We start from the raw sequence: 3,742 nt of genomic DNA, 5'->3' as shown, positions 1-3,742 counted from the left end.
TCATGATTCTTACCGTTCCTCTCGGTACGGCTTACACAGACCATCTGACACGCCCGCTGAGCACGCGCGCGATCCGCTGGGCGATCGGCCAACTCCGGCGCGAGGGAGCGACGATCCAGGGCCTGGCCCGCCAGCTCGGCACGACCTGGAACACGCTCTGGTCCCAGGTCCGACCAGTCCTGAGCGAGGCCGCGAACGACCCGTCCCGGTTCGAGGGCGTTCAGGTCCTGGGCGTGGACGAGCATCTCTGGCATCACCGTGATCCTCGCCGGCGCGGACCGAAGGAGCTCACCGGGATGGTCGATCTGACTCGCGGCACCCACCCCACCGCCAGACTCCTCGACCTCGTCCCCGGCCGATCCGGCAAGGCCTACCGAGACTGGCTCGACGAGCGCGGCGACGAGTTCCGCAAGCGGGTCGAGATCGCGACGCTGGACCCGTTCCAGGGCTACAAGAACGCGATCGATGACCAACTCGAGGACGCCACCTGCGTGCTGGATGCGTTCCACATCGTGAAGCTCGGCGGGGCTGCAGTCGATGACGTCCGCCGCCGGATCCAGCAGGAGACCCTCGGCCACCGCGGCCGCAAGGGCGACCCCCTCTACGGGATCCGTCATGTTCTCCGCGCCGGACGGGAACGCCTCTCGCCGCGCCAGCAGACACGTCTGGCCAGCGCATTCGCGGCCCACCCCGATCATGTTGCGGTAGAGGTCGCCTACCAGTGCGCCCAGGACCTCAGAGATGTGTTCCACCAGCCCACTCCTGCCCGGGGTCGTCGACTGGCCGAGCAGCTGATCGAGAAGCTGCCGTCCTGCCCGATCCCGGAGGTCGCCAGGCTAGGAAAGACTCTGCGACGCTGGCGGACAGCGTTCTTGGCCTACTTCGACACCAACGGCGCGAGCAACGGCGGCACCGAAGCCGTCAACGGGATTATCGAACTCGGCCGCTGCATCGCCCGCGGGTTCCGCAACTTCGAGCACTACCACCTCCGCATGCTCCTCATCACCGGCGGTCTCGACGCCTCACCCCACACTCAACTCTGAAGAGCCGGATTAGCAGCGTCGTCGGCCGGTGCCCGAACGGTTCATGCGCCAGCGGGCGCGTCACCGTGTCCCGTGGCGCGCCCTCGGCGCCGCACTTCCGACACCACGGGTCGTCCTCGACGACGCGGCACTCGATCACCGCCCGATCTGGCTCGAGACGCTGCCCAACGACCTCGAGGCCGAGCTCGTCGAGACGGCAGAACGTGGTCAGGTCGGGCGCGGCGAAGGTAGCGTGGTGCAAGTCGAGGTCTTCCGGCGGATGAGCAGTGTAGGAACTTCCATCTTGGAAGACCTCGACGTCTATCCACGAACCAGCCGCCCACCCCCGACTACACCGTCAACTGCGAAGAGCCCCGCGAGGCCCGCGAGTCCGGCACCGGCCCAAGAACCTGGCGGCGTGCCAGCCTGGGTGTAGTAGCGCGTCAACGCCGACGCGGCATCGCGATCCCCGTCACCGGTCACGACGGAGTTCAACAAGTACCGGTAACCCTCACCAGCAGTCATCACCCGGATCGACACCGTCACACCAAGCAGGTAGGAGCCGAAAACCGAACTCAGCAGTCCTGCAGGCGGCTAGAAAGTCCACACCGTCAGCTGGATGACTGCAAAGGCTAGTAATCACATCGCATCTCTGCCAGGGAGAACGTCAGGTAGGGAGATTCCATGACTCACTTCGAGTAGTAGCTTCCGTCAACGGGTCTGGGCAGAATAGCCAGATAGTTTGGACTCTCCAGCGTCACCCACGGGGTGCCGCTCCTCGTCTCTCCGAAGATTCCTTCCACGATGAAGTCGAATGAGTTTCTACCGCCTTGAGCGAGATCAGCGAACGCCTCTACGTGCGCTCGATCGAGGACTTCTTCAATGCACACCTCCGGAATCCGCACGGCAGGGAGGTTCTCATCCCAGAGCCCACTGTTGATCCACCCATGTGGTGCCCGGACGATCGGCCCCCAGATGATGCGTCGGCGATTGGAATGGACGTAGTCGGAGATGTGAGTGCAGGCATGACGAACGGTGCTCTGAGTGCCATCCGACAAGGTCAACGGCATAGTCGATGTTCTGAATGTTGGATCGTCTCGCAGCCGACGCAGGAGCGGGCGGAGACCGATCGAACTGGCGTGCGTGTAGCGGTTCCCTCTCCGAGGATCGTGCCTACGACCCTGCTGTATAAGCGCGCCTTGATCGGAATCAATGGTCGCGGTCCTGGTGGTGCTGGCGCTATCAAGTCGGAGCACGAGCTCGGTTGCGTCGTTCCAGATCGCTTCATCCTCCCTCTTTTCGGCCTCGAGGACGGTGCGCTTCGGTTCCGGGGACTTTTCTGTGCAGGTCGCAACATGGTCGTTGGAGTAGAAGAGTGCCGGCCTGCCATCGACGCTCTGGGAGCGGAAGTGGACCGCTGCTGCGCAGGCAGGGTCGGGGCAGGACAGGCGTCCGCGATAGCTGGCCCGCTCTTCAGGGCTGAACCGCGCGAGCGTGGCGGCGCTGATCTCAGATTGGCCGTCTACACGGGCTGTCTGCATCGGAGCTCCTCGGTCAGGGATTGTGCGTGTCAGGGGTGGGCGGAAGGACCACGTAGGCGTTTCGGATCCACGCTCGCATCTCAGAAGCGAGGGAATCTTGGAGGGCCTCTCGGAACGGGCCGTTGAGGAGGGGCCAGATACAGTGCTTAACGACCGCCGGGTGCCGGTCCGGATCGGGGCAGATGATCGCGCCTATCAAGCGGACATACTTCATGGCCGCCTCCTCACCGATCGACTTGATCGCTGCGACAACGGCCTTGAGTGCTTTCTTGATGAGTGTGCCCATCCAGTCGTACTCATCGATCTCGAAGGCTCGGGCCACGCCCGTGCGCTGCTGGTAGATGTCCGTGACCGCGGCCGTGTGGGCTCGCGAGTCGGACGTGGCCTCGCGTAGGAGCTGCATGGTGCGATCCGTGAGAACGTCGATAGATTCCTTCGCGGCGTCGCCGACCTCGTCGTAAGCGCGGCAGATGGCCGCGATCACGACGCACCAGAGGTGCCGACTTTTCTTGCTACTCGGGCCTCCGTTGGAGAGGCGCTTCTCGAACTCGTCGGCGATGTCGTCTGAGATCTCTTTCGCGAGTAGTTCTACGGCATCGACTTCCCCCTCTTCCTTCACTTCGTCGATGAGGGCGGAAACCAGTTCCGTGATGACGCCGGTAAGCGCGGGCCGACGTTCTGCGGCGGCGTTGGTGACCGTGCTCTGCTTGGCCGCAGGCGAAGCGTGCTGCCACCGTCGAGGCTCAGTCCATTGCTTCGCCTTCTCGCGGGTAGCTTCCGATGTCGCACGGAGGCCTGCGATGAGGACGCCTCCATGACGGGCGCCGCCGCAGGGGCACTTGCAGGTGTAGCTGGTGGCGGTCTCGCAACTCGGGGTGTGGCTCATCACTCTCACGGCTCCTTCGCTGTTGAGCGAGATGATACCCAGGCCAGATCCAGCATTCCGACCGCTTACCGCTCATGCGCGCTACTGCGCACCCGCCAGGTTCGCCGGACGAGTGCTCAACTAACGGTTCAGCCGCGTCACCGCCTCCACGGCGCTGCGTAGAAGGCCGCTCCTACCTGCGCGAGGACGCAGGGACGCGGCCTGGAGACGGCAGCCGTCCGGGAGGGGCGCGGGTAACCGGGCTCTTCACCGTTGCGGTGGGGAGTGAGGGGTTCGGCGGGTTGAGCGGCGGG

General features: G+C 64.5%; 3 protein-coding genes and 1 pseudogene. 1 reads left to right on the top strand and 3 read right to left on the bottom strand.

Annotated elements, in window-relative coordinates:
- A partial coding sequence (locus FM110_RS06475) for an ISL3 family transposase (RefSeq protein ID WP_087103756.1) occupies nt 1-1,043 on the top strand: 1,043 nt, incomplete at its 5' end.
- Here FM110_RS06475 and FM110_RS06470 read toward each other — a convergent pair.
- From FM110_RS06470 to FM110_RS06460, 3 genes and pseudogenes are all read right to left on the bottom strand, one after another.
- A pseudogene (locus FM110_RS06470) lies at nt 1,030-1,284 on the bottom strand (ISL3 family transposase); the annotation flags it as partial. The gene FM110_RS06475 and the pseudogene FM110_RS06470 sit on opposite strands and share 14 nt — an antisense overlap.
- A gap of 427 nt (nt 1,285-1,711) precedes the next feature.
- Nucleotides 1,712-2,563: a hypothetical protein gene (locus FM110_RS13770; RefSeq protein ID WP_143276293.1), complete on the bottom strand. Its 852-nt coding sequence runs from the start codon at nt 2,561-2,563 to the stop codon at nt 1,712-1,714.
- A 13-nt stretch (nt 2,564-2,576) separates the two neighbouring features.
- Nucleotides 2,577-3,449 (bottom strand): hypothetical protein, encoded by an 873-nt coding sequence (locus FM110_RS06460; RefSeq protein ID WP_087103752.1) that lies wholly within the window; start codon nt 3,447-3,449, stop codon nt 2,577-2,579.
- Nucleotides 3,450-3,742 lie beyond the last annotated feature (293 nt).

Origin of the sequence: Brachybacterium nesterenkovii (assembly GCF_900163655.1) — a bacterium.
Classification (GTDB): Bacteria; Actinomycetota; Actinomycetes; order Actinomycetales; family Dermabacteraceae; genus Brachybacterium; species Brachybacterium nesterenkovii.
Note: the sequence above shows the minus strand (reverse complement) of the source record. Positions and strands in the feature narration are given on the sequence as shown.

Excerpts from the sequence above, each read along its gene's own strand:
- FM110_RS13770 (WP_143276293.1), bottom strand. The coding sequence starts at position 2,563 with ATGCAGACAGCCCGTGTAGACGGCCAATCTGAGATCAGCGCCGCCACG.
- FM110_RS06460 (WP_087103752.1), bottom strand. The coding sequence starts at position 3,449 with ATGAGCCACACCCCGAGTTGCGAGACCGCCACCAGCTACACCTGCAAG.